Source organism: Flavobacterium hydrocarbonoxydans, assembly GCF_009789235.1.
GTDB lineage: Bacteria > Bacteroidota > Bacteroidia > Flavobacteriales > Flavobacteriaceae > Flavobacterium > Flavobacterium hydrocarbonoxydans.
In genome coordinates this window covers 393,866-417,894 of the sequence record NZ_WSTB01000002.1, presented here as the reverse complement: position 1 = coordinate 417,894, position 24,029 = coordinate 393,866, and the positions used below count along the sequence as shown (strand labels likewise).

24 protein-coding genes are annotated in these 24,029 nt (G+C 34.8%); 14 read left to right on the top strand and 10 right to left on the bottom strand.

Going from position 1 to position 24,029, the window contains the following annotated elements; all coding sequences use genetic code 11:
* Positions 1-3: 3 nt before the first annotated feature.
* The 4 genes from GON26_RS04905 to GON26_RS04890 form a co-directional block, all read right to left on the bottom strand.
* The gene (locus GON26_RS04905; RefSeq protein ID WP_160373611.1) at positions 4-717 is read right to left on the bottom strand and encodes a 3'-5' exonuclease; all 714 of its coding nucleotides are present in this window, start codon (positions 715-717) and stop codon (positions 4-6) included.
* A 121-nt stretch (positions 718-838) separates the two neighbouring features.
* Complete coding sequence (locus GON26_RS04900; RefSeq protein ID WP_160373610.1) at positions 839-1,315, bottom strand: methylated-DNA--[protein]-cysteine S-methyltransferase; 477 nt, start codon at positions 1,313-1,315, stop codon at positions 839-841.
* 264 nt (positions 1,316-1,579) lie between these two features.
* Positions 1,580-2,404 (bottom strand): SDR family oxidoreductase, encoded by an 825-nt coding sequence (locus GON26_RS04895; protein WP_160373609.1) that lies wholly within the window; start codon positions 2,402-2,404, stop codon positions 1,580-1,582.
* A gap of 280 nt (positions 2,405-2,684) precedes the next feature.
* Positions 2,685-3,107, bottom strand: a complete 423-nt coding sequence (locus tag GON26_RS04890; protein WP_160373608.1) for a lipocalin family protein — start codon at positions 3,105-3,107, stop codon at positions 2,685-2,687.
* 266 nt (positions 3,108-3,373) lie between these two features.
* On the opposite strand from GON26_RS04890, the gene GON26_RS04885 reads away from it, so the two are divergent.
* Positions 3,374-3,601 carry a CDGSH iron-sulfur domain-containing protein gene (locus tag GON26_RS04885; RefSeq protein WP_160373607.1) on the top strand — a complete coding sequence of 76 codons (228 nt, stop codon included), beginning with the start codon at positions 3,374-3,376 and terminating at the stop codon, positions 3,599-3,601.
* A 39-nt stretch (positions 3,602-3,640) separates the two neighbouring features.
* Here the strand turns inward: GON26_RS04885 and GON26_RS04880 are convergent, their stop codons facing one another.
* From GON26_RS04880 to GON26_RS04865, 4 genes are all read right to left on the bottom strand, one after another.
* Positions 3,641-4,198 carry a DUF4256 domain-containing protein gene (locus tag GON26_RS04880; RefSeq protein WP_160373606.1) on the bottom strand — a complete coding sequence of 186 codons (558 nt, stop codon included), beginning with the start codon at positions 4,196-4,198 and terminating at the stop codon, positions 3,641-3,643.
* A gap of 39 nt (positions 4,199-4,237) precedes the next feature.
* Positions 4,238-5,878, bottom strand: coding sequence for an ELWxxDGT repeat protein (locus GON26_RS04875; protein ID WP_160373605.1), 1,641 nt, complete (start codon positions 5,876-5,878; stop codon positions 4,238-4,240).
* Between the two features lie 431 nt (positions 5,879-6,309).
* Positions 6,310-7,050: a transposase gene (locus tag GON26_RS04870; protein WP_160373604.1), complete on the bottom strand. Its 741-nt coding sequence runs from the start codon at positions 7,048-7,050 to the stop codon at positions 6,310-6,312.
* A gap of 479 nt (positions 7,051-7,529) precedes the next feature.
* Positions 7,530-8,021 carry a hypothetical protein gene (locus tag GON26_RS04865; RefSeq protein WP_160373603.1) on the bottom strand — a complete coding sequence of 164 codons (492 nt, stop codon included), beginning with the start codon at positions 8,019-8,021 and terminating at the stop codon, positions 7,530-7,532.
* A gap of 361 nt (positions 8,022-8,382) precedes the next feature.
* On the opposite strand from GON26_RS04865, the gene GON26_RS04860 reads away from it, so the two are divergent.
* The 4 genes from GON26_RS04860 (at position 8,383) to GON26_RS04845 (ending at position 12,559) form a co-directional block, all read left to right on the top strand.
* Positions 8,383-8,970: a hypothetical protein gene (locus GON26_RS04860; RefSeq protein ID WP_160373602.1), complete on the top strand. Its 588-nt coding sequence runs from the start codon at positions 8,383-8,385 to the stop codon at positions 8,968-8,970.
* 31 nt (positions 8,971-9,001) lie between these two features.
* On the top strand, positions 9,002-10,564 hold the full coding sequence (locus GON26_RS04855) for a patatin-like phospholipase family protein (protein ID WP_160373601.1): 1,563 nt from the start codon (positions 9,002-9,004) through the stop codon (positions 10,562-10,564).
* A 511-nt stretch (positions 10,565-11,075) separates the two neighbouring features.
* Positions 11,076-11,615 (top strand): DMP19 family protein, encoded by a 540-nt coding sequence (locus GON26_RS04850; RefSeq protein ID WP_160373600.1) that lies wholly within the window; start codon positions 11,076-11,078, stop codon positions 11,613-11,615.
* Positions 11,616-11,656: 41 nt separating this feature from the next.
* The gene (locus GON26_RS04845) at positions 11,657-12,559 is read left to right on the top strand and encodes a PhzF family phenazine biosynthesis protein (protein WP_160373599.1); all 903 of its coding nucleotides are present in this window, start codon (positions 11,657-11,659) and stop codon (positions 12,557-12,559) included.
* An 84-nt stretch (positions 12,560-12,643) separates the two neighbouring features.
* Here GON26_RS04845 and GON26_RS21555 read toward each other — a convergent pair whose 3' ends face one another.
* Positions 12,644-12,814 (bottom strand): hypothetical protein, encoded by a 171-nt coding sequence (locus GON26_RS21555; protein ID WP_202110834.1) that lies wholly within the window; start codon positions 12,812-12,814, stop codon positions 12,644-12,646.
* 166 nt (positions 12,815-12,980) lie between these two features.
* On the opposite strand from GON26_RS21555, the gene GON26_RS04840 reads away from it, so the two are divergent.
* From GON26_RS04840 to GON26_RS04800, 9 genes are all read left to right on the top strand, one after another.
* Positions 12,981-13,424, top strand: coding sequence for a protease complex subunit PrcB family protein (locus tag GON26_RS04840; RefSeq protein ID WP_160373598.1), 444 nt, complete (start codon positions 12,981-12,983; stop codon positions 13,422-13,424).
* Between the two features lie 237 nt (positions 13,425-13,661).
* Positions 13,662-15,719, top strand: a complete 2,058-nt coding sequence (metG, locus tag GON26_RS04835) for a methionine--tRNA ligase (protein ID WP_160373597.1) — start codon at positions 13,662-13,664, stop codon at positions 15,717-15,719.
* 155 nt (positions 15,720-15,874) lie between these two features.
* On the top strand, positions 15,875-17,311 hold the full coding sequence (locus tag GON26_RS04830; protein ID WP_160373596.1) for a hypothetical protein: 1,437 nt from the start codon (positions 15,875-15,877) through the stop codon (positions 17,309-17,311).
* A gap of 90 nt (positions 17,312-17,401) precedes the next feature.
* Positions 17,402-18,496, top strand: a complete 1,095-nt coding sequence (locus tag GON26_RS04825; RefSeq protein ID WP_160373595.1) for an acyltransferase family protein — start codon at positions 17,402-17,404, stop codon at positions 18,494-18,496.
* A 104-nt stretch (positions 18,497-18,600) separates the two neighbouring features.
* Positions 18,601-19,470, top strand: a complete 870-nt coding sequence (locus tag GON26_RS04820; protein WP_160373594.1) for a DMT family transporter — start codon at positions 18,601-18,603, stop codon at positions 19,468-19,470.
* 297 nt (positions 19,471-19,767) lie between these two features.
* The gene (locus tag GON26_RS04815; RefSeq protein WP_160373593.1) at positions 19,768-20,475 is read left to right on the top strand and encodes an HAD family hydrolase; all 708 of its coding nucleotides are present in this window, start codon (positions 19,768-19,770) and stop codon (positions 20,473-20,475) included.
* Positions 20,476-21,089: 614 nt separating this feature from the next.
* Complete coding sequence (locus tag GON26_RS04810; protein ID WP_160373592.1) at positions 21,090-21,722, top strand: chloramphenicol acetyltransferase; 633 nt, start codon at positions 21,090-21,092, stop codon at positions 21,720-21,722.
* 133 nt (positions 21,723-21,855) lie between these two features.
* Positions 21,856-22,374, top strand: a complete 519-nt coding sequence (locus tag GON26_RS04805) for a ferritin (protein WP_160373591.1) — start codon at positions 21,856-21,858, stop codon at positions 22,372-22,374.
* Positions 22,375-22,716: 342 nt separating this feature from the next.
* Positions 22,717-23,409, top strand: coding sequence for a DUF2461 domain-containing protein (locus GON26_RS04800; protein WP_160373590.1), 693 nt, complete (start codon positions 22,717-22,719; stop codon positions 23,407-23,409).
* 6 nt (positions 23,410-23,415) lie between these two features.
* Here the strand turns inward: GON26_RS04800 and GON26_RS04795 are convergent, their stop codons facing one another.
* Positions 23,416-23,853: a hypothetical protein gene (locus tag GON26_RS04795; RefSeq protein WP_160373589.1), complete on the bottom strand. Its 438-nt coding sequence runs from the start codon at positions 23,851-23,853 to the stop codon at positions 23,416-23,418.
* Positions 23,854-24,029 lie beyond the last annotated feature (176 nt).

Here is a 24,029-nt window from a genome sequence, read left to right as displayed (position 1 = left end):
AATTTAAACATGAATAATTTCCTCATCAATCAATAAATCTTCACGTCGTAAACGAAGGAAAATCTGAGCTACGGCAATCGTATCTTTTTCGCAATAGGTTACAATTCGGTCAATGTCCTTTTCTACATAAAAAACATACGCCACTTGGCTGCCGTCGATATCGCCTTTTGGAGACGGAACTCCAAGTATTTTGGTCAGTAATTTTAATGAAGTAAAATGTTTATAATCACCAAATTTCCATAATTCCAAAGTATCCAGATGCGGAATTTCCCAAGGTTTTTTTCCGAAAAGATTCAATTTATCCGGAATCGCAATTTGATTGATAATCATACGTCTCGCCAAAAACGGAATATCGAATTCCTTTGCATTATGCCCACACAATAAATGTTGCGGCTGATTGTAGTGATTGTTGAGTAAGTTGTTAAAGTCACGCAAAATCTTCTTTTCCTCTCCAAAGAATGAAGTCACTCTAAAATTTCGAATATCTCCTTTTATGACAAAATACCCAACAGAAATACAGACGATTTTTCCAAATTCGGCCCAAATTCCGGCACGGTCATAAAATTCTTCAGCCGAAAACTCGTCTTTTCTTTGATATTGTGTTTTATGATCCCAAAGAGCTTGCATTTCCGCGTCAAGCGAATTAAAATTCTCTTCTTCCGGAACGGTTTCTATATCGAGGAAAAGTATATTATTGAGGTTTATTTTTTCAATCATTGTTTAGACGTCTTAGAATTTTTAGACCTATTTAGATTTTCAGATTTATAAATATATATAAATTCTATTTTTAAAAATAAGAAATAGCTTATAATTTGTGTAAATCTGTGCAATTTGTGTTTTAAAATAAACGCTGCTGTGTAGTAGGATTTTCGTGTTCCAATAACCATTTCTTGCGCGATAATCCACCGGCATAACCCGTGAGCGACCCATTGGTACCAATAACGCGATGACAGGGAACTACAATCCATAAAGGATTTTTACCGTTTGCCGATGCCACAGCACGAATGGCTTTTACATCAACCAGTTTTTTAGTCTGATCCATATAGCTAATGGTTTTACCGTACGGAATTTCTAAGAGCGATTTCCAGACTTTTTGCTGAAAATCTGTACCTTTTGGATTTAGTTTTAGATCGAAATTGATTCTTTGGCCTTGAAAGTATTCTTCAAGCTGCGAAACAGCTTCTTTTAAAACTTCCGGAATTACCGGCGAAACGTCATTATCACCAACATCTGAAACGGAAATCACAGCAATGCCGTTTTCATCTCCAATAATTTTGGTAATTCCTAAAGGCGAATTGATGTAAGCTGTTTCCATAATTTTGGTTAAATCACAAAGTTCGCAAAGTTTTTGTTTAAACCATATAAGTGATTTAAGAAAATTTAAGTTTGGTGAGGTTTTGCCACGAAGCCACGAGGGCACAAAGAAATTAAATTATTAAAGCTTGGTGTCTTTGTGTTTGCCTAGCAAATCTTTTCTCTTGCCACGAAGACACAAAGACACAAAGAAATTAAATTATAAACCTTAGTGTCTTCGTGGCAAAAAAAACGAACCACAAAGTTTTTAAATCAGTTATATGGTTTAATAATTCTCCAGCCTAAATTGATAGTTCAAAAGACGCTCTGTTTTTTCACTAGAAATCACTTTCCTGATAGTTGTTTTTTCAGAACTGAATTTAGGCAAAGCCAAATTTTTATCAATAGCTTTTTGCGTGTAATATTTTTCTCTGGTGGGATGAAAAGGCGCCACAGCATTGAAAACTTCATTCCAGGATTTCTGATTGATAATTTCCTGAATGATGCTGATACAATCTTTCTGATGAATTAAATTAACGGGAGCATCAGGATTTTCGAGGTTTTCTTTTCCTGCTAAAAATTTCACCGGATGACGATCGTCACCAATCAGTCCCCCAAAACGTACAATGGTAGTTTTGAAGTTTTGATTTTCTTGTAAAAGAGCTTCTGATAAAAGCAATTGTTTGCCGCTTTCGGTATCGGGATTCGGAAGAGTCTCTTCGGTAATTAATTCGTTTTCATCCCCATAAACGGAAGTTGAACTCACAAAAAGCACTTTTTTTATTGTTGATTTTTCGATAAACGGAATTAAATTTTTGATTTTTTCTACAAATATCTTCCTTTCAGAATTTGATGAATCAACATTGTTACCGCGCAATTTAGGTGGAATGTCAATTATTAAAATTTTGCTTTGCGCTAAAAAATCATTAATCGAGTCAGAAATACTTTCGCTTTCAAGCGTAACCAAAAAAGGATTTATTCCGGCATCTTCCAAAATAGGAAGTTTATTTTCTGAGGTAGTAGAACCATTAACCAAAAAGCCTTTTCCGATAAACCTTTTTGCAAGAGGTAAACCCAGCCAGCCGCAACCTAAGATACTTATTTGTGTCATTTTTTTTAAGGTTCAAAGTTTTAGAGGATCAAAGGTACAAAGTTAAGCTCAGGAAATATTTTTTGTTTGCTATTGAAGTTTTCGGAATTGTAAGTTACTATTTAATCTCCCATCTGTACCAAATGGTGTCTTACAACATTATTTCTTTAAAATTACCCCGAAAAAAGACATAAAAAAACGGAAACAACAAAATGTTGTTCCCGTTTACCCCCCGTCCTGACACAATCAGAACGAAGTACCACCAAGCCTAATAAAAGTACCACCAAGCATAATATTAGAACTAGTCTCTTTCATAAACTGATATGACACCATTTTCATCTCTCAGTTTTAATTCGTCAAGCGTAAGATTTACAATATCCTGGGTAGTTGTTATACCTTCGATAGAAACCGTTAAGTTATTATGTGATCTCGAATAAATTCCTGAAGTTGTTGTTAAGGCACATTCGCTAATAGTAGAATCATAATTTCCTATTGTAGCGGTATTGTCAATTTTCAGGTTTAAGTAATCTTTAGAACAGCCGCTTTCGTTTTGCGGTGGATCTACATAGGTTTCTACACCATCAATAGTGGTACCTATTTTAGTAATTTCCCATTTTCCTTCTAAAGGAATTAATGTTTCTCCTTCATTATCATCATTGCTGCAAGAAGTAGCAAATAATCCGATGCTAAATAATATCGCAAGTGCTATACGTTTCGTTTTCATGTTTGATTTGTTTAATAATTATATTGCTAAATTACCCGTATTGTAGGACGTAGCCCTTACAGAACTTTTGTAATCTTTTACATAATTTTATTTGGTTGCAATAAGATGTTTTTATAAGAGAATAACTATATAACTGTTTGTTTGTTCTTTACAGTAAAATAGAACCAATGTAAATTAGCTTTCTGCCTGCTAAAAAGCACTTGACCATACAAATCCTTCAGAATAAATTTTGCAACCTTTGTGCTCATAAAAAACAAAAGAGCACTATGAGCAAGACAAAACTTATCATTAATAAAAACGGATCGATAAAAATTGAAGGTGATTTTGAAATCATGGACCAGGAAGGAACGGTTTACGGACTACAAGGAAGAGCAGCCTTAGGGCTTTGCCGTTGTGGATTATCCTCAAACAAGCCTTTTTGCGATGGTGCACACCGCAATAATTTTGAGCACGAACCGGTAGCATTTGATTTGCCACCTATGAAAACGAACTAATAAGTCGTTTTATATTATATTTTAAATGTTCACTGAGCCTTAAACGCTCAGTGAACCTCTAAATCCTCTTGCGGCATAATACGATTCTGCTCCATTGTGGTACACAAAAACAGTATTATAGCGAAAATCAGCAAATAAAGCGCCGCCAAGGTTTCTAATTTCAGATGGGGTTTCTATCCAGCTGGATGATTTGGTATCAAAATTACCAAGCTCTTGTAAAACTCTATATTCTTCTTCGGATAAAATAGTAATACCCATATTTGCCGCCATATTGATAGCGCTGTCTTTAGGTTTATGTTCTTTTCTTGACTCCAGCGCCTCACGATCATAACATGTACTTCTTCGGCCTTTAGGGCTTTCGGGAGCGCAGTCATAAAAAACATATTCGTCTTTCTCTTTATTATATAACACCACATCAGGTTCTCCACCTGTGCTTTCCATTTCGTTTAGCGACCATAGTTTTTCCGGCTGGGCTTCAAGTTTGGTCTGCACACTCTTCCATTCAATTTCTTTATGGTAGTTTTTGTTTTTCTCAAAACGTTTTTGAAGAACGTCCAGTATTTCCTGAGACTGCTGAGGTGTTAATACTTTTTTCATACTGTTGCATTGTTTGGGCAACCTTTTCGGTTGCCCCTGTTATTCAATTATTATTTTTTGATTATGAACTTTTGCACCGTCCTGCACTTTTATAATATAAACACCTTTTGATAAAAACGAAAGATTAATTTGCATTTGTTCTTTACTGGCTGATCCTTTATAAACGGTGTTCCCAAGAATACTAAACACAGCAATGTCTAATTTATCCGATTCTACATGATCTGTTATAATAGTAACGATACCTGTTGAAGGATTTGGCAACAGGCTAAAAGTAATTCGTTTGTTTTCATTTTCCAAACCAAGTGTTGACAAGTTTAATCGTCTTAGTTCTTCTCCATATTCATTATCCCAGGCTCTGCAATAGAGATTGTCATTCATAATTGTTATGTTTTTAGGGTCAGTGGGCGCTTCGGTATCTATAATGGTAGTGCCTTCTGTCGTACCATCACTTTTCCATAACTTATGTCCTCCGTTAATACCATCATAGGCAGAGAAGTAAAGGGTATTATTATAACTAACAAATCCTTCCGGCTCAGACCAGCTGCTTCCGGCTCTAATATCTTTTACCATGAGCGTTCCTTCAGGAGTTCCGTCGCTTTTCCAAAGTTCTCTTCCTGAAACGCCATTATCACCCATAAAATATAAGGTACCGTTTATGGCTATAAAATTTCTAATATTATTTAAGTCTAAACCTCCTGCTGCTCCGGGTTTAACATCCTTCACTAAAACAGTTCCTTCTTCGGTTCCGTCACTTTTCCATAACTCAATACCGTTTACTCCATCGGTAGCGGTAAAATACAAAATCCCGTTGTTGTTTGCAAAGTTGTTTACATTGGTATATTGTATAGAATTATCTATTCCGGGTCTAATGTCTTTTACCAATACTGTTCCTTCGGCAGTTCCGTCACTTTTCCAGAGTTCTTTTCCGTGTTCTGTTGTATAAGCAGCAAAAAATAAGGTTCCGTTTACATTATTTAAAAACTGTGGACTCGATCCTCCGGATGCTTGTATGTTCTTAACCATTACGGTTCCTGAAGTTGTACCATCTGTCTTCCATAATTCGGCTCCACCACTTTCGCTGTTGGCACTAAAAAACAAAATATCATTTACAACTGTAAGTTCTTCGATATAAGACTGCCAGACAGGAGCGATATTTTTTATTAGATAAGTACCCTCAGCTGTACCATCACTTCTCCATAACTCATTTTGGGTTACTCCATCATCTGCAATAAAGTACAGAATTCCGTTCATAGGCACTAACTCGCAACGGGTAACATCGATTCCGCTTCCGGTTCCAGGATCTATATCTTTCACCATTACTGTGCCATCTGCTGTTCCGTCTGTTTTCCATAACTCTACACCAGAGGTAGGCGTATAGGCAACAAAATATAACGTATCATCTATATTGGCGAAAACATTGGGAAATGTATAGTTTAATCCATCACCGTCCGGATTGATGTCTTTTACCAGCATAGTTCCCGAATCTGTACCATCACTTTTCCAGAGTTCATTTCCTGTCACTCCTTCATCTGCTGCAAAATACAATGTATTGTTGACTGCTTTTGATAAAGTAATGTAAGAACTATTTCCACCGGGATTGATGTCTTTTACTAGTTGCTGTGCTCTAAGATTTAGATTCAAAAGCAATAAAACCGTAAGCATTAAGTAATTTTTCTTCATAGTATTTTAGTTTTAAATTTTCCCCCTTCAAATGGCTTTTAGGAGTAAGCCTTTTTTTGTAGTTGTTTCTTCTTTTCAACTTTATAATATTGCTTGTCGTCATGTTGTTGATTAAAAGCAATTTACATCTTACTAAAGTACAAATTAAATTTTAAATATATATAATCCATCGTCGGGGCAGGGCTTGCCCCTGCCCAACATCATACAGAACATCCTGCCCAACATTATACAGAACATCGTGCTCAACATCACGTTGGACATCCTTCTAAATGTCTTGCTGAAACATTCTTCTCAATTATAGTTCTCAACATACTTTGGAATCATCCTTTTGAATCATTCTTTTGGAATTATCTTTTTGAATCATACTTTTGAATCTTCCTACTGAATCATTCTTTGGGGTTACTTTGGGCGGCAACCGCTAGGGTTGCGGGCTACTTTTGTTTATGAAATTTATCCTCTTGCCATTTCTTTGGATTGTTTATAATGTAATTGGAAATGTTATGATAGGCACGTTCATCCCTGATAATGTGTTCGTAATAATTGCGCTGCCATAATCTGCCCATTATTTTGTTTCGGGATTTATAAATTTCAAGACATCTATTCGCAACGATTGATTTATAGGCTCCTACGATGTCTGATATTGTCGGACGTTTATTTTCTGTTTGTTCAGTCGGGGCAGGGCTTGCCCCTGCCCTTATTGGTGTTTCTTTAATTATCGGGGGATTATCTTTTCGTGGGGCATCCGCGAGGGATGCCCGTACGTTTGTTTGATTTGTTGGGGCATGGCTTGCCCCTGCCCATGATTCAATTGTTGCTTTTTCTGTAATTGGGTTATCCTCTTGGGGTGGGGCAACCGCGAGGGTTGCTTCTACGGTATTCGAAATATTCGTTGCGATTGGTTCGACGGATAAAACGATGATGCCGTGTATGTGATTGGGCATGATTTGAAAAACATCCAAATCAAAATTAGGGAAACGATCTGCTAATTTTGACCATTCTTCATAGGCAATTTTTCCAAACTCATTCAGAATCATTTCGCCGTCTTCAATATCTCCGAAACGATAAATTCTGGCATCGCAACAGATGGTAATAAAGTACAAGCCTGCTTGCGAATAATCATAGCCTTTCAAGCGTATTGATCTGCGTTTGTGTATTGTGGGATTATATTTCATATTGATTTTTTTATTAATTATTAGTATTCTTCTTTTTGATGATACCTTAGCTGAACCATTCACTTTTTCTAATTCAGCTATTTATTAAAAACATTCTTCTTTTTTATTTTCAATACAATCGTTGACGTTATCCGACGTAAAATTTGACGTTCCGAGCCCCGACGTTGACGTTAAATCATTCATCGTTGGGGTTCTGAACGTCAACGTTGACGTTCAGAACCCCAACGATGACGTTCCGAACGTAAAATTTGACGTTGTGAACCCCGTCGTTGACGTTCCGAACGTCAAAAGTCCGGTTCTAGACGTCAACGACGGGGTTCGGAACGTCAACGCTGTTTGAATTAACCCCAACGATGGATGATGTAAGCCCAACGATGAGTTTTTTAACCTAAAAAAAGTATGATTTTAATAGCATACATAAAAAAACCTCCTGAAAGCTTATGTTCAGGAGGTCTTAATAGCGCCTTATAGTGTATTTGCTATTCGGTTTCCTCAGTTCTTGCTGATGCCGTAATGCTTTTGGATCTGGTAAAAAACTGTGCTAACTCGTTTACCTTTACTTCAAACCCTGTAGATTTTGTACCAAGTCTATATTTAGAGTACTCGTATTCAGTTAGTGCAACTTGGTAACAGTCGTAATCATGAAGAATTTTATTGTTTTTAATACTTTGCAATAAACTTTCTAAACGGGCAATAGCATTTTGCAGAAAATCTCTCGAATCCATATCATTCTGAAATTCTGCCCAGTCAATATCTGGGCTGCACAAAGAAGGCGAAGTTGCTCTGTAATCTTTTACTTTGTTTACAAATAGCTTATTTTGCTCATTGATACTTCCGTATCGGCTACGCTCATCGGGCGTAAGATTTTTTAACTTCGAGGCTACTTGCTTCTCCATAGCGTCTAGACTAGTTAGAAATCCTTGTTTTTCAGCCAGAGTGAAATGCTGGGCACTTAAATTGTCGATTGGCATACATTTTTGTTTTTAATTGTTTAACATATCTATTAATAAGATAAATTTACAACATTTTATTGTAAGAATAAACTTCTTTAACACAAAATATTCTTACAAATGTATTTTCAAATCAAATAAGCAGCTTAAAAAGGTATGCCAGCTTTAAAATACTGTATTTACAATATATAAATAGAATATTTAGAGATACCAAATCATTAAGTTTGTCAAGAAGTTAAAATTGTATTCTTACAAATGAGAACAAAGTATTATTTCAGGCGATTAAGGGTAGAAGCATAGATTTTTGTTTATGTAAAGAATACCCCTAAAATTCATACAATTAATCAACTGTTTTTCAATTAATTAATTTAATTTTAGTACTTTGAAAGTAGCGGTCGTATTTATGGAAGAGTTTACTCATATCAAATCGATTATCGGTATTATTTTGGGGCTAAGCCTAACGCATCTTATTAAAGGATCGGTTGTTTTTATTCAGCATCCGGGTCGGAAAAAAAGCTATTTTGTTCATAGCCTTTGGGTGTTTTATGTTTTTTTGCTCATCATCCATTTTTGGTGGTGGGAGTTTAACCTGAGACTTATTCAGGAATGGTATTTTGCAGATTACTTTTTTATTATCTGCTATATTTTGATTTTCTACCTCTTATGTGCTATTCTTTATCCTGATGATTTGAACGATTATACAGGCTACGAAGACTATTTTTATTCCCGGAAGAACTGGTTTTTTGCTATACTCGCCCTTAGCTTTGCAGCCGATTTAATCGATACTGCTATTAAGGGAGAGCAGTACTTTTTATACAATCAGAGCGAATATTACGTTAGGATTATCAGTCATATCCTGTTGTGCTTTGTGGGAATAAAAGTGCACAACAAAACATTTCATATTGGCTTAGTAGTATTGTTTACAGTATATGAACTCTCGTATATTTTGCGTTTGTTTAATATTGAATAAAAAATAAAAACGAATTTTAATCTTTACTAAAATGATAAAAAACAGGAAAGACAAAAGGTATTTGCCGGCGATACTGTTTCTGATTTATGTTGCATCGGGATTCTCTCAAAATAAAATCTCTTTATTCTCAGAGATCAATTACAGTTCGATTACCCCTGTGGCATTAGACGAATACAAGTCGGTACAGGATCGTAATCACCAACATCAGAACCCTAATATTGCTTTGGGAGTAGGCATTTCAGGTGGTGGTTCGAGAGCGCAGTTTTTTAGTATGGGAGTGTTATTAGGCCTTGAAGAAATCAAAGGCAACCATTTGCAGCGCAACTTTTTGACCGAAATAGATTATTTCTCTACCGTTTCAGGCGGCTGTTATTCTGCGGGTTATTATCTAACGATGATGAAGAACAAACTGTATAAAGAGCACCAGCCGTTTAATCAGTTTTATTTTTCTAAAGCCGATCTGTATAAAGACTATGTCGATAAAGCCGCCAGTATCCTGACGCTGCTGAACAACAGCCAGAACGAAAAAGGCGAAAAGATATCGATGACGCAGCGTCTCGATTTAGAAATTCTGCAATACGATGTTACGAACCCGTCGAATCCGGAGAAATTTGACAAACAAATGCTCCTGTCGGATTTCTTTATTCCTAAAGGTAGTCCTCAGGTTCCTACTTTGCCTATGTTTGTTACCAATGGTACAGCGTATAACAATGGCGACCGCATACCGTTTATGCCGCATATTATCCGGGCTTTCAAAATAAATTCTTCACTGGCTCCTAACAAAGCAAAGTTAGTATTAGACAAAGACAGCATCAACAATGGCTACGATTTTCCGCTTACGTATGGTATTACGGCGAGTTCTGCTTTTCCGGGTGTGCTTCCTAAAACTAAATTCGGTATAAAAGATCATGATAAAATACTCTGCATTGTCGATGGAGGTGCCTCTGATAATATGGGGTATAAAACTTTAATCGAATTGCTTAGCAATGATACCCGGGTAAGTTCTAAAAACAAGAAAGCCCTTTTTATCGATTGTTTTGGGCAAGGCAAAAAAGAGCCGTACATCACCGATGAGAAAATCAAACTGATTTCGTTGCTGGAAACGGCGTCATTATATACGGTTCTGACCCGCTATATTACTTTTGAAAGAGATCTTGAAAATACCTTTGAACGCTACAAAATACCCACAACCAATTATCAGATTATTGGTTTTAGTACCATCAGGGATTATCTGATTAAACAGCCCAAAGATGAGGATTATGAAGCCAGGGTGGCGGAGTTTAAAAACACTACCGATGATTCGAGCAACTGGGTAAAAATCTATAATAATTTTAAACAATCGCTGATTAATAAATTTGGTGTAGAGGCATTCAGAAAAGATAAAGACGGAGACATTATGGTGCCTACTCTTGATAGTGCTGAGTTTCATAAATTAAGTTTAGGTCAGGTTTTAATTTTATACGAAGCGGCATCGCATGTAGAAACCAAGTTGCGCATTACTCCCGAAGAAAGAGATATGCTCCTGCTCTCCGGCCGTTTTGCAGCTTATCTGAAAACCAATGAACTGAAGGCTTTATTGACTGAAAACAAATAATTGTGTTATGAGGTATGCCACGAAGACACTAAGGCACTAAGGTTTATATTTTAATTTCTATGTCTTTTGCCGCAAAGGCACAAAGACGCTAAGTTTTATAATTTAATTTCTATATCCTTTGCCACGAAGACACAAAGACACTAAATTTTATATTTTAATTTCTTTGTGTCTTAGTGCCTTTGCGGCAAATGACAAAGCAAATGAAAAGATATGCCAGGAAGCCACTAAGGCACGAAGTTTTATATTTTAATTTCTTTGTGTCTTAGTGTCTTTGCGGCAAAAGACAAAGCAAACGAAAAGATATGCCAGGAAGACACTCACGAAGTTTTATATTTTAATTTCTTTGTGTCTTAGTGCCTTTGCGGCAAATGACAAAGCAAACGAAAAGATATGCCACGAAGACACAAAGACGCTAAATTTTATATTTTAATTTCTTTGCGTCTTTGTGCCTTTGCGGCAAAAGACAAATCAAACCTGTATCTTTGCAGGACAATATTTAAACAGCATACAAATGGAATTTGGTAAAATAATAGTTTCTGATACGGCAATGAACAGTGAAAATCCTCAGGATGTCATTCACTCTAATATTTCGGTAATCAACCTAATGCGTGAGGAAGGTGTCGATGACGAACTGATACACGAAGATGCCCTGATGAGTTATTATTTAGATTATTACTGGTCACAATATACCGAAGGAAATTTTGCGCAGTTTGTCTATAATTCCAGCTGGAATAAAGAACTCAACGAACTTATCGAAGAAGGTCTTGCCTTGATTGGTGCCGAAAAACATTTAGAATTGTTTCAGCAGCAAAGCAAAAAAGTAAAACTAATGAGCAGCGTTAAGCTCAATAAATTCCTGAAAGGAAAGCTAGAAGGTGTAAACCCGATACGGGATGTACTGAACAACGATACTTTTTATGAAATAGAAGAAAACCTGATTACCCTAAACGCAAACTTCCTGAAAAACCATCCTGATTTCGAAGTGCTTTCTGTAGATGATATGTTTGCTGCTCTGGAGGAATTTGTAGGTCACGAAATAAAGAGGGCCTAATAAAGAGGAGATAGCGAAGAATTCATTTAAAAACATTCCTGATGAAAGACAGAATAGCATTAGAATACTATGTTTTAGATGTATTCTCGAATATAAGTTACAAAGGAAATCCCCTGGCTGTTGTTTTTACAGATGGGGTTCTGCCGATAGAAGTCTATAAGGATATAGCCAAGGAATTTGGTTATTCTGAAACTTCGTTTGTGTATTATGCCAAAGAACACAAAGCATTACGCGTTCGGTCGTTTACGCCTATCGGTTTTGAGATTGATGGTGCAGGACATAATTTGTTGGGTGCAGTTTGTGCGGCGGTTCTTAAAAAGCTTCCCCTCTTCGACGAACAGGATGATGACAATCATTTTGTCATCATGAAGAATGCCCCGATACCCATAACCGTTCGTTTTGATCCATCTACCCAATATCCGGTGGTACAAATGCATCAAAAAACAGCTGTAATTGGTCAGCAGATCCCTACTTATAAAATAGCCGTGGCACTGGGACTAAAAATTGAAGATATCGAAATTAAGGAATTGGTACCCACCATCGTTCAGACCGAAGTGGCGCATACTATGGTTCCCGTAAGAAACTCACAATTGCTCAACGACTGCTTTCCGGACAGCAAACTCTTAATCGAAATTGCGAAAGAATATAAATCGGAAGGTTTCTATTGTTTTACCATAGCCGGTCCTGATGAGGATTATGTGGCTGAGGCACGATTTTTTAATCCGATTATTGGTATAGAAGAAGATGCGGCTACCGGAACAGCTGCCGGACCTTTAATTGGGTTTCTTACCAAAAGTAAATACACACAGCCTAATAAAGAATACAAGATTTTGCAAGGTGTAAAACTGAATCAGTCGTCGCTCATTGAGGTAATGAACAGAGAAAATGATATTCTGGTGGGAGGATCTTCTATTATTACGATGCGTGGAGAGCTTTATATTTAAATAACTTCTGAAGAATTTATAGCAAATCTCAATTTGAAGGGATCTGTTTCAACTTAGGTTTTTCAATTTAAGACAGTATCAGCTTTACTGGTTGTCTGATTGTTCATCCATTTTTTGCTGATTCATTTTTGTAACCAAGGCTTTCAATCGTAAGGCTCTTTGCTTTTTTTCCTCCTGAATCTTAGCCTTTTTGCGGTTGAGCAATTTGGTATGCAAAGCCTTATTTTTAGTGTTTTTTTCGGGTCCTTTTGCCATGATCTAAACTCTTATTTTATTTGTTTGGCAAATTTCGGGTAAATAATCATAAAATCAACGCGTTAAATTTAAAATAAACAAAAAACGAAGCAACCTTTTATAAAGAACCCAATCTATTAATAATCATAAAATCATAAAATTACCTATAACTAACCAACAAAAAACCATGAAAAAAATTGTATTATTTTTTATAATTCTTTTTTCCTTAAACAGTTGTTGTAATGACGATTCAGAAACAATAATCGTTGATACAATAGGCAAGAACAATCTTTACGGAGGAGGAGAAGAGGGTATATCCAAATCAAATTTGGTTATAAATGATTCTGAAAACTGGAATAATTTAATAACGAAAATGAATAGTCGAAGCAATGTCAGTAATAGCTTTACGGAAACTGATATTGACTTTACCAAATATCAAATAATCGCTGTTTTTGATGAGGTTAAATATAGTGGAGGATATTCGATAGATATTATTGATATTACTGAAAATAATGGTACTGTCGTAATTAAAATTGAAAACCTGAAGAAAGGCGATGCAACTTCGGTGATAACGCAACCCTTTCATATTGTCAAGATAAAGAAAACGAACAAAGAGATTGTTTTCGAATAATTAGGGTAAATATTCTTTTGAAAACGATTGCCCTAGCCCCGATAGAAGTGAAAATCCTTTTGTTTTTTTCTTTAAAAAACAAAAGATTGTAACGGATAGCGGGAAATAGCTCCTGAAAAATTACTTCATATTTCTTTTAAAAAAACTTAGTGAATCTCTGTGAAATCTTAGCGAATCTCTGTGAAACTTAGAAATCTCAATTCTATTGCTTATTTTTGCACTCAATAAAATTGAAAAATGATACAGAATCCTAAAAGATATACTATTACGGCAGCCTTGCCTTACACCAACGGACCTATTCATATTGGCCATTTGGCGGGGGTTTACGTGCCTGCAGATATTTATTCGAGATACTTGCGTTTGCAGGGAAAAGATGTTGCGTTTATTTGCGGAAGCGATGAACACGGCGTTGCGATTTCGATGAAAGCTAAAAAAGAAGGAGTTACGCCACAGGAAGTTATTGATAAATACGACGGAATTATCAGAAAATCGTTCTCTGATTTCGGGATTTCGTTTGATAATTATTCGAGAACTTCGGCTAAGATTCATCATGATACGGCTCAGGAATTCTTTAGAAAATTATATGAAAACGGCGATTTTATCGAAGAAGTTACGGAGCAATTATACGATGCAAAAGCTGATCAGTTTTTAGCAGATCGTTTTGTGGTAGGGACCTGCCCTAAATGTGACAATCCGGAAGCGTATGGTGATCAGTGCGAAAAGTGCGGATCGACTTTGAATGCGACGGATTTGATTAATCCAAAATCTACGATTACGGGTGAAACACCAATCTTAAAATCGACTAAACACTGGTTTTTACCATTAGACAGATATACCGATTTCCTAAACGAATGGATTATAAAAGGTCATAAAAACGACTGGAAACCGAATGTTTACGGACAAGTAAAATCGTGGGTTGATGGCGGATTAGAGCCTCGTGCTGTAACACGTGACCTGGATTGGGGAATTGATGTTCCGGTTGAAGGCGCCGAAGGAAAAAAATTATACGTTTGGTTTGATGCACCAATTGGGTACATCTCATCAACAAAAGAATGGGCTGCCCGCGAAGGAAAAGACTGGGAACCGTACTGGAAAGATGAAGATACAAAACTGGTTCACTTTATTGGGAAAGACAATATCGTGTTTCACTGTATTATTTTCCCTGCGATGCTGAAAGCCGAAGGAAGCTATATTTTACCAGACAATGTTCCTGCCAATGAGTTTTTGAATCTGGAAGGAAATAAACTTTCGACTTCTAAAAACTGGGCGGTTTGGCTGCACGAATATTTAGAAGAGTTCCCGGACAAACAAGACGTTTTGCGTTACGCCTTAACATCTAACGCTCCGGAAACTAAGGATAATGATTTTACCTGGAAAGATTTTCAGGCGAGAAATAATAACGAATTAGTAGCTATTTTTGGAAATTTCATTAATCGTGTGGTGGTTTTGACCAATAAATATTACGACGGATTTGTTCCAACTCCAAATGAACTTTCTGAAGTTGACGAAAATACTTTAGCAGAATTAAAAGCGTATCCTGCCGTGATTTCAAGTTCGGTAGAGCGTTATAGATTCCGTGAAGCATTGGGCGAATTAATGAATGTTGCCCGTTTAGGAAATAAATACCTTGCAGATGAAGAGCCTTGGAAAGTGATGAAAGACAATCCAGAGCGCGTAAAAACGCAAATGTATGTGGCGTTGCAAATTGCTGCTGCTTTGAGTGTTTTGGCTGAACCATTTTTGCCTTTTACAGCATATAAATTATCTAATATCCTGAAAAATCAAGGGAAACTGAAATGGAATGATGTTGCTGAGAATTCAGAATTGATTCCTGACGGACACCAAATTGGCGAAGCAGAATTGCTTTTTGCTAAAATAGAAGATGAAGAAATACAAAAACAAATAGATAAATTGGAAGCTACAAAAACAGCCAACATCGCCGAAAACAAAAAAGCAGAACCACAGAAGGATTTAATTCATTTTGAGGATTTTGCCAAAATGGATTTACGTGTTGGAACCATTCTTGAAGCCGAAAAAATGCCAAAAGCAAACAAACTTCTGGTTCTAAAAGTAGATACTGGAATTGATGTTCGCACCATAGTTTCAGGAATTGCCGAAAGCTTTTCGCCTGAAGAAATCATAGGAAAACGTGTGACCGTTTTAGTAAACTTAGCACCAAGAGCGTTACGTGGTGTTGAAAGCCAGGGAATGATCCTGATGACCACAAATGCTGAAGGAAAACTGGTTTTTGTAAACCCGGATGCTGATGCAGCGAATGGGGAGACGATAAACTAGCGGTTTGTAAATATAAAAAGTGCTTGGCGTTATTATATCATAATAATGTCAAGTACTTTTTCATTGAATACGAATCATAAAAAAGAATTTGTCACTGTATTGATAATTGAAAAAAAGTAGGATATTTGCCTTCAAAAAATAAATCCTAATTATAAATGTTAAGAAACTTCTTCTTTAGTACACTGCTCTTAAGTGCTTTTACTTCATTTTCTCAAGATGTTGTAAATTCTACCTCAATCGAATTAAAAAGAAATCGTGATATCTTTCAAGCTGTAAATGATGCCAAAAAAGAAGTTACTTTATTTATCAGTGACAAAATAAAAGTTAAGGCCGTCCGTCTTGACGAAAAAATGCAAATTATCGATAGTATTTCATCCGAAAGACCAAATACTAAGATTTATGATAAAATGGCAGGTTATAACATTAGCCATAACAACACTCAGCTATTTTGGTCGTCAAATGATTATGAAGATATTTTTTCGCAATTATATGATTTTTCCAACCGCAAAGTAGTTACAAAGCAATATACGCTAATGTTAAAAAACGAAAAAGTATTAGAGAAATTTAGTGGTAATAACGATTTTTACATTTTAACAGTTATCAAAAACAGTAATAATTTAAGGTTGCACATTTTTGACAATGCCGGAACTTATACAACCAAGATAATTGACTTAAAGGGATTTCACTTTTTTGACAGTTATTACAAAAGAACAGATTTATACGGGGTTTTAGGAGAAAACTTGTTGCCTTATGAAGCGCCTTTTTCATTAAAGAGTATCAATGTAGAAAATCCCACTTCTTTAACAGATGGTGCCAAGAAAAGAAAATGTTATTTCAATAATAAGCAAATTGTATTAACGTTCGATGCAAATATTGAATATACGCAACTTATTATAATCGATTTAGAAAATTTTTCTGCTACTGAAAAAATGATAAAGAAGCCTTACATTACAGGCGATCCAATGTTTTTAAAATCAAATTCGTTTTATTTTGACAATAAGCTTTATCAAATAAAAACTTCATCTGACCTTTTGTATTTCACAATCAAAGATTTAGAGGATAATATTATAAAAGAATATTTTGCCAATGCAGCTAAACCAATTGATTTTAAAAATTCTGAAATTTATCAGGAAGGTGGAGACTTTGGAGGTAAAAGAACTTTAGAAAAAACTTCGCAATTTATCAGAAAGGTCAATAATTTAAATTCAGGTCTTTCTTGTTATCACATTGGGCAAAATACCTTAATTACATTTGGAGGTGTTTCTGCAGCACAACAGTCTACGGGACAAATAGCCATGAGTCAATTTGGATTAATTGGTGCCATAGTAAGTGCTGCATTTCTTAACCCTACAATGGAAAGTTTTAACTCTTATTCTAATAAAAAAGTGGTTAAAATTGAAGGTTTATTTGATAGTGAAGGTAATAATATAAAGGGGGATTTACAGCCTTTAGCTTTTGATAAAATAAGAACTTTCTTTGATAATAATTCGGATGTGTCTTCGCAAACATTATTCAAAATGGGGGATTATTACTATCTTGGTTATTACGATAACAATAATAAAAAATACATTATTAGAAAATTTGCAGATTAGATACTATAAACCTTTAAATCTTATATCCATAAATTTCAATATCTTACACATTTTATACTAACATCAGCCATAATCAATAAAAGACAGATCATGAAATACACTTATCTAGAAGGTCTAAGAGGTTATATGTCTCTTTGGGTGCTTTTATATCATGCTTCGTGTTTTCTTCCTTCAGTCAATACAAAAAATGTTTTTTTAGATTTTTTTACTAATGCTTCTTTACCAGTAATTGTATTTATGATTTTGAGTGGATTTGTGACCCACATACTGCTTCAAAAAAACGAGAACTATTTTTTTTATTTAAAAAGAAGAGCTTTTAGGATATTCCCAATTTATTTAATTTGTTTTGTTGCCTCATTGCTCCTGTTAAAATTCTATTTAAATACATTAGAAGAGATCCCATTTGACAGCCCTAAAATTTATGGAAGAATTAAACAAATAGAAACGTATTACAATAGCTCTGACAAAATATTAAACATTATTAGTCACCTAACATTGTCTCACGGCATATTCCCTGAAAGCAGATTCCCTTTTACCTATAGTATTATGGGACAATCATGGAGTTTAACATTAGAATGGCAGTTTTATATTTTCATACCTTTTTTATATTATTTTTTAAATAAAAAAAACAGGATTCAAAATGCTTTTCTTTTATTGTTTTTTCTTGTAGTAATGTATATTTCGAAAACGCATCATATAAATCAGCCTTCTTTTTTACCAAATATGATCATTTACTTTTTAATAGGTTATTTTTCACTGCCACTTTATAAAAAATTCGAAACTTCTAATAACTATTGTGTTTTTGTTTTTTTGAGTGTAATCTGTTTGGTTTATTTGTTTTTTAATTGGGAAATAAGTTGTCTAATTTTACTTTGGGGTGTTGTTTTGTTCTTTCAAAACAACAACAACTTCTTATCAGATATACTTTTGGGGAGTAAAATTCCTCAGTTTTTAGGAAAAATATCTTATTCGATATATTGTACTCACATGATTGTTTTAGCATGTTTGCTTGCCCTTTTACAATGTATTGAAATAAATTATGGGTTGTATTTTTCTATTTCTATGTTATTTGGAGGTATGTTTCTTACTATACTTATATCTCACTATAGTTATCATTACATTGAGTTATATTTTATAAATTTAGCTAAAACTAAAAACTCTTCCAAGGAAGGCCAAACCCACTGAAATATGTTTGATTTTAGTTTAAATTTGTACTTTAGCTTCCCACGAAAGACTTAGATCAAATTTTTTTAAAACATTCTAAGTAATAAATAAATTTTTTGACTCTAATGAAACTCACCAAACCAAGATTAGCCTTAATCTGCGGGATACTTTGTATTTCAATATTTCCAATTTTGATTAAATTGAAGTTGGCTCCAGGATTAATTTCGGCTTTTTACCGAATGGCGATTGCGGTGACTTTGCTATTACCTTATGTGCTTTTGAGTAAAAACTTTAAAATCCCGAGTTTAAAACTGACCTTTTTAGCGGCTCTTTGCGGCATTTTATTTGGCTCAGATGTTTCGGTTTGGAATCTTGCCATTCAGGAATCAAGTGCAACACAGGCTTCATTGTTGACTAATTTAGCTCCGGTTTGGGTTGGGATTGGGTCTTTTTTCTTTTTGAATGTAAGACCAGCAACCAATTTCTGGATTGGAACAGCCGTTTCACTTTTCGGAATGGTGACTTTGGTAGGTTTTAGCTTTTTTATGGATTTGAATTTTGATAACGCTTTTCTGTTTGCGGTTTTATCAGGTATTTTATATTCGATTTATCTTTTGATCAGCAAAAATGTACTTTCAGAAATTGATGTTTTATCGTTTATGACCATTAGTTTACTGGCATCGAGCATTTACCTCGGAATCGTTTGTTATTTATTGAATGAGCCTTTTACAGGATTTTCAAATACGGGTTGGTTCGTATTGGTTTTGCAAGCTGTAATTTGCCAGTTGTGCGCCTGGATTTGTGTAAGTTATGCAACGCAACATATGCGTGCTACGAGAGTTTCGTTGAGTTTATTGAGTCAGGCGGTAATTACCTCTATTTTGGCTTGGCTGTTTCTCGAAGAACAAATAACTTTACAGATGATTATTGGCGGTATCATTTTGCTGTTAGGAATTCGAATTACATTTTACGAAAAGACTATTTCACTGAAATAGGATTGAGAAATGGCACGCTGATGACACAGATTAAATGGATATTCGCGGATTACTTATTTTTAATCTCTGGCAGAAAAATTTGTGAAATTTGCGATTAAATTAATTCGTGCAAATTCGTGAATTGATTTACCTGTTCGCTATCGTTCGGCTAGCGACAAAAAAAATGGCACGCAGATTCTGCAGATTGAGCAGATTTTTTTTTGAATCTTTGAAATCATTCTAATCTGTGGCAAAAAAAATCGAGAAAATTAATGCAATTCGTGACGAAGAAAACCTGAAACTTGAAACAAAAACCTTATGTTACATAGATCTAAAATCCCAAACCTTAAAGTAATCGCATTTGATGCTGATGATACTTTGTTTGTTAACGAACCTTATTTTGAAGAAACCGAGCACAAATTTTGTGCTTTGATGGAAGATTATCTTTCGCATCAGGGGATTTCGCAGGAGTTGTTTAAAATCGAAATTGACAATTTGCCTTTGTACGGTTACGGAATCAAAGGATATATTTTATCGATGATCGAAGCAGCTATGAATATTTCGAACAATACAATTCCGCTGGAAGTGATTGAAAAAATTATCCAATACGGAAAAGAATTGTTGGAGAAACCTATCGAGCTTTTGGATGGAGTTGAAGAAACTCTGCAGGCATTACACGGCAAATACAAATTGGTTGTCGCTACAAAAGGCGATTTGAAAGATCAGCACAGCAAATTGCATCGTTCAGGTTTAGGACATTATTTTCATCATATCGAGGTAATGTCGGACAAGCAGGAAATTGATTACACGAAATTATTAGGACGTTTGGATATTCAGTCACATGAATTTTTGATGATTGGAAATTCTTTAAAATCAGATGTTTTACCAGTTTTAGGAATTGGCGGATATGCCGTTCATATTCCGTTTCATACTACCTGGGAACACGAGAAAATCAGTCATAAAGTAGAACACGAACATTTTAGTTCGTTCGAAAAAATTACTGAAGTCGTTACTAATCTGGTTTAAACGGGAGCTGAAAAATGGCCCGCAGAGGAAACGTATTAAAACAGATATTCACAGATTGTTTTAAAAATTTTTAAAATCATTTTAATCTGTGGCAAAAAAAAATTTGTGTCAATTTGCGTAATTTGTGGTTAAAAATGGCCCGCAGAGGAAACGGATTAAAACGGATATTCACAGATTGTTTTAAAAAAAATCTTTAGAATCATTTTAATCTGTGGCTAAAAAAATTTGTGTCAATTTGCGTAATTTGTAGTTAAAAATGGCCCGCAGAGGAAACGGATTAAAACGGATATTCACAGATTGTTTTAAAAGAATCTTTAAAATCATTTTAATCTTTGGCTAAAAAAAATTTGTGTCAATTTGCGTAATTTGTGGTTAAAAATGGCCCGTAGAGGAAACGGATTTAAACGGATATTCACAGATTGTTTTAAAAAAATCTTTAGAATCATTTTAATCTGTGGTTAAAAAAAATTGTGTCAATTTGTGTAATTTGTGGTTAAAAAATGGTCCGCAGGTGACGCGGATTAAAACAGATATTCACAGATTGTTTTTTAAAAAATCTTTAGAATCATTTTAATCTGTGGCTAAAAACAGCAACGTTGCAATAATATATCATAATGAAAACACTTTTAGACTTAGAAAACTGGAATAGAAAAGAACATTTTCAGCATTTTAGAAAAATGGAGGAACCTTTCTTTGGTGCAACCGTTGAAATTGATTGCACCAGAGCGTATCAAACAGCAAAAAGTCTTAATACTTCATTTTTTATTTACTATTTGCACAAAACATTAGTAGCGGTTAATTCGATAGAGAATTTTAAATACCGTATTGCTGATGATAAAATATATAGTAATGATCGTGTAGATGTTTCGGCAACAATTGGACGTGAAGATGGAACGTTTGGATTTTCATTAATCGAATATCATCCTGATTTTAGAGTTTTTGAGCAAAACGCTAAAACCGAAATCGAGCGGATTCAAAATACGACAGGGCTTTTTACCCGTGAATTTAACGATGATAATGTGATTCATTTCTCGGCAATTCCGTGGCTGAATTTTACTTCGCTTTCGCATGCAAGAAGTTTTACTTATCCGGACAGTTGTCCAAAAATTTCTTTTGGAAAAATGATGATTACTGAGAATGACAAAAGAACCATTGCGATGTCTGTACATGTGCATCATGGTTTAATGGATGGATTGCACATGGGGCAATTTGTGGATTGCTTTCAGGAATTGATGAATGCTAACTAACTTGAAACCAATGTTTTTTCAGCAAATAATAAAAACGGACTTGTATTTAGTCTGAATCTGAATTGTTTTTTAATCCTAAGGAACAATTTCTTAATTGCTTAAAATTATTTAACTTTACAAAAAAGACGAAATTATGTTATCAAAAAATATTGAAGCAGCTTTAAATAAGCAAATCCGTATCGAGGCGGAATCTTCGCAGACTTATCTTTCTATGGCTTGTTGGTCAGAAGTACACGGACTAGAAGGCATCGCTCAATTTATGTACACACAATCTGATGAAGAGCGTGCACACATGCTAAAACTGGTTAAATATGTAAACGAACGTGGAGGGCATGCTCAAATTACTGATTTGAAAGCACCAAAAACAAGTTACACAACTTTCAAAGAAATGTTCGAAGCTCTTTATAATCATGAAATTTTTGTTTCAGAATCGATCAACGAACTGGTTCATATTACTTTTGAAGAGAAAGATTATGCCACTCACAATTTCTTGCAATGGTACGTTTCGGAACAAATAGAAGAAGAAGCAACGGCTAAATCGATCCTGGATAAAATAAACTTAATTGGAGATGATAAAGGAGGATTATACTTGTTTGATCGTGATATTCAACAACTAACAGTTACGAGTTCAATTGCAATTAATCCAAAATAAAAAAGTTAAAGTTTATTTAGAATACATAAAAATAACATTTTTCTTTTATATTTGTCTCGGTTTAATAATTGAGACAGAAAGTGAGCAAGAAAGATAAAGAGAAGGACAAGAAAAAGGATAAAAAGAAAAAGAAGAATAAAGATATCCTTGAAAACATCAAGAAGATTGAAAATTGTAAATCTACTTGTTGTGAGAAATTCAAAAAAAGCGAAAAGAAACGTTGTTCGCGTTGTCCTATGTATGACTTACTAAAAAATATAGCATAAAAACCTTCATCATTTGAAGGTTTTTTTATGTCCAAACGTTACCTTTCCTCTTTCTAAAAAAGACAACACTTTACTTATGAATAACACGGCTTTAATACCAGAATCTAGTCTTGATTTTTTGATTCAGCTAAAAGAGAATAACAATAAACAATGGTTTGAGGCACATAAGCCTGAGTACTTAAACGAATTAAAACATATTGAAGCATTTGCAGACGCTTTACTTGAGGAGCTTGCCAAAACCGATGTTCTGGAAACTCCGTCCGGCAAAAAAAGTGTCTATAGAATTTATCGTGATATTCGTTTTTCGAAAGATAAAACACCTTTTAAAACTTTTTGGGGAGGCAGTTTTACCAGGGCTACAAAAGCAAGACGAGGTGGTTATTATTTTCATCTGGAACAGGGAAATAGTTTTCTGGCCGGTGGTTTTTGGGGACCGAATGCAGCAGACTTAAAGCGTATCAGAAGTGAATTTGCTCATGATGCCGAACCAATGCGTAAAATATTAAATTCTAAAACATTTATCAGCACTTTTGGAACTTTGCAAGGAGAACAGCTTAAAACAGCGCCCAAAGGTTATGATGTACATCATGAGGCCATCGATTTGCTTCGCTACAAACAATTTTTGGTAATTAAACGTTTTGAAGATAATGAAGTTCTAAATCCTGATTTTCTAGAACAAGCAACAGAAACATTAAAAAATATGAGGCCCTTTTTTGATTATATGAGCGAAGTGCTTACTACTGATATAAATGGCGCTTCTGTTTTATAATTTTTTTTAATTGAAAACAGTCCAGTTTGTGCCATCACTTATTATAATAACAGAACGAAGTCCTTCGTACAAGTAAAAAGAGTGAGTTGCTGGATTGATTTCATTCGAAGAATTTTTATAATAAAATATGCCACTTGATGTTGAAACTGCTGCAGTGAAATTAGCATTTACGTTTCTTAAAAAATACATTCTGCCCGGGTACTCAGCTGCGCTGGGTAAATTAAACACCTGATCTTGTGCCTGAGGGTTTAGAGAGATATAAACTCCGTCACTAATGGGCGTTGGTGAACTACTTCCGTTTAAATTAACGACTTTCAATGAAATATTGCCATTAATATCTAATGTGCTTTTAGGGAAAAGGGTATTAACCCCTGTCTGTGAATAGGTTGGAGTAAAAAAAATTAAAAAAAGAATAATCAGAATTTTTTTTGCGACATCATCCATGGCATTTAGATTAAAATTTATGATAAAAAACAACACTCCGATCTTATTCTTATTAAACACATCAGATATAATGGCTGGCCTAAGTATGCTAAATTACACTATTTAATTTGTAGGTAAAATACCCTGATTTAGTGATTTTATAAACTCGATTAAATTCTACAAACAAAGACCCGAAA

Excerpts from the sequence above, each read along its gene's own strand:
- GON26_RS04905 (WP_160373611.1), bottom strand. The coding sequence starts at position 717 with ATGATTGAAAAAATAAACCTCAATAATATACTTTTCCTCGATATAGAA.
- GON26_RS04900 (WP_160373610.1), bottom strand. The coding sequence starts at position 1,315 with ATGGAAACAGCTTACATCAATTCGCCTTTAGGAATTACCAAAATTATT.
- GON26_RS04895 (WP_160373609.1), bottom strand. The coding sequence starts at position 2,404 with ATGACACAAATAAGTATCTTAGGTTGCGGCTGGCTGGGTTTACCTCTT.
- GON26_RS04890 (WP_160373608.1), bottom strand. The coding sequence starts at position 3,107 with ATGAAAACGAAACGTATAGCACTTGCGATATTATTTAGCATCGGATTA.
- GON26_RS04885 (WP_160373607.1), top strand. The coding sequence starts at position 3,374 with ATGAGCAAGACAAAACTTATCATTAATAAAAACGGATCGATAAAAATT.
- GON26_RS04880 (WP_160373606.1), bottom strand. The coding sequence starts at position 4,198 with ATGAAAAAAGTATTAACACCTCAGCAGTCTCAGGAAATACTGGACGTT.
- GON26_RS04875 (WP_160373605.1), bottom strand. The coding sequence starts at position 5,878 with ATGAAGAAAAATTACTTAATGCTTACGGTTTTATTGCTTTTGAATCTA.
- GON26_RS04870 (WP_160373604.1), bottom strand. The coding sequence starts at position 7,050 with ATGAAATATAATCCCACAATACACAAACGCAGATCAATACGCTTGAAA.
- GON26_RS04865 (WP_160373603.1), bottom strand. The coding sequence starts at position 8,021 with ATGCCAATCGACAATTTAAGTGCCCAGCATTTCACTCTGGCTGAAAAA.
- GON26_RS04855 (WP_160373601.1), top strand. The coding sequence starts at position 9,002 with ATGATAAAAAACAGGAAAGACAAAAGGTATTTGCCGGCGATACTGTTT.
- GON26_RS04850 (WP_160373600.1), top strand. The coding sequence starts at position 11,076 with ATGGAATTTGGTAAAATAATAGTTTCTGATACGGCAATGAACAGTGAA.
- GON26_RS04845 (WP_160373599.1), top strand. The coding sequence starts at position 11,657 with ATGAAAGACAGAATAGCATTAGAATACTATGTTTTAGATGTATTCTCG.
- GON26_RS21555 (WP_202110834.1), bottom strand. The coding sequence starts at position 12,814 with ATGGCAAAAGGACCCGAAAAAAACACTAAAAATAAGGCTTTGCATACC.
- GON26_RS04840 (WP_160373598.1), top strand. The coding sequence starts at position 12,981 with ATGAAAAAAATTGTATTATTTTTTATAATTCTTTTTTCCTTAAACAGT.
- metG (WP_160373597.1), top strand. The coding sequence starts at position 13,662 with ATGATACAGAATCCTAAAAGATATACTATTACGGCAGCCTTGCCTTAC.
- GON26_RS04830 (WP_160373596.1), top strand. The coding sequence starts at position 15,875 with ATGTTAAGAAACTTCTTCTTTAGTACACTGCTCTTAAGTGCTTTTACT.
- GON26_RS04825 (WP_160373595.1), top strand. The coding sequence starts at position 17,402 with ATGAAATACACTTATCTAGAAGGTCTAAGAGGTTATATGTCTCTTTGG.
- GON26_RS04820 (WP_160373594.1), top strand. The coding sequence starts at position 18,601 with ATGAAACTCACCAAACCAAGATTAGCCTTAATCTGCGGGATACTTTGT.
- GON26_RS04815 (WP_160373593.1), top strand. The coding sequence starts at position 19,768 with ATGTTACATAGATCTAAAATCCCAAACCTTAAAGTAATCGCATTTGAT.
- GON26_RS04810 (WP_160373592.1), top strand. The coding sequence starts at position 21,090 with ATGAAAACACTTTTAGACTTAGAAAACTGGAATAGAAAAGAACATTTT.
- GON26_RS04805 (WP_160373591.1), top strand. The coding sequence starts at position 21,856 with ATGTTATCAAAAAATATTGAAGCAGCTTTAAATAAGCAAATCCGTATC.
- GON26_RS04800 (WP_160373590.1), top strand. The coding sequence starts at position 22,717 with ATGAATAACACGGCTTTAATACCAGAATCTAGTCTTGATTTTTTGATT.
- GON26_RS04795 (WP_160373589.1), bottom strand. The coding sequence starts at position 23,853 with ATGGATGATGTCGCAAAAAAAATTCTGATTATTCTTTTTTTAATTTTT.